At 57.8% G+C, this 1,133-nt stretch carries 1 pseudogene; it reads right to left on the bottom strand.

The features are described from left to right. Positions 1–368, bottom strand: a pseudogene (locus SO140_RS46000) (IS5 family transposase); the annotation flags it as partial. Between the last annotated feature and the right edge of the window lie 765 nt (positions 369–1,133).

The following is a 1,133-nucleotide window of genomic DNA, read 5'->3' as shown; positions in this document are numbered from 1 at the left end:
AAGCGCTCTCGCAAGCGCTCCAGGAGCGGGACAGCACCGTGGACATCTTGAACGTTGGCGGGATGAACGTGAACTGCTAACAGAAGGCCATTGGTATCGGTGACGATGTGCCGCTTGCGTCCATGAAGGCGCTTGCCGGGGTCAAATCCGCGTGGCCCGCCGGCCTGCGTCGTCGAAGCGGTTTGACTGTCAATGACGGCAGCCGTCGGTGTCGGCTTGCGCCCAAGTTCTTGCCGCGCTTTGCGCACCAGAGCTCGAACGATCATGTGCCACCTGCCACTATCGCGCCACGCATAAAAGTAGCCCTGGACCGTCGAGTACGGCGGGAACTCGCTCGGCAGGGCCCGCCACTGGCAGCCGGTGGACAGTTGGGAATCCCAAATCGATTCAACCTAACCCCATCCCGCTTACCTAGACCTACGTGCTACAGACAGGCCAGGTAGTGCTGCACGGCTCGGCCCTGAGCCTGCGGGGCAACGAAATGGTCCAGCGGGCCTATCTTGGCGAAATGAAATCTTTGTCCACTTGTCTTTTGGGCTGCCGAAGACAAAGCTGTTCCAGCATGCCTCACGTGGGTTCGTGAGTTTCTCTGACAGCTGTTTTCCGCCGCGGATTCGCCACCGGCCATTCCGACAAGGGGGAAACCCTTGGTAGGTTCAAGCAGTTTTGGCGCTCCAGTTGTTGGCGTAGTCGTTGATTTTCTTAGCAAATCACACGCCTCTTAATCAGCGGGTCCCAGGTTCGAGCCGTGGTGCGCCCACCATTGGAAAACCCTAATTTTCCAAGCCCTTCGCGGAGAAGTCGCCGAGAACGAAACGAGCCTCGTGCGACGTTTTTAGTGGTCGGCGTGGCACGGCCAGATTCCAGATTGTTGTGCGACTTTCTTTTGTTTCTGTGCCTTCGCCCCATTCGGTACAGCGCGCAAATCCGACGGTACAGGTCGATTACGTGCTCGTCGTAGAATGGGATAATAGAGCGAGCAAACCGGACAATCTGTTCGTACGCATCCGGCGAGCACCGCCAGGTGACCACAGTTGATGGCATCCTGGCGATTTGATCGTAATCCTCCGCTGGGGGCCGCCTTGTCAGGTGGACCGTTGTGTTGAGAACTGTCCTTATGGACAGGCATACTC

The organism is Bradyrhizobium sp. UFLA05-108 (genome assembly GCF_059803455.1).
This window is presented reverse-complemented; position numbering and strand designations above follow the sequence as displayed.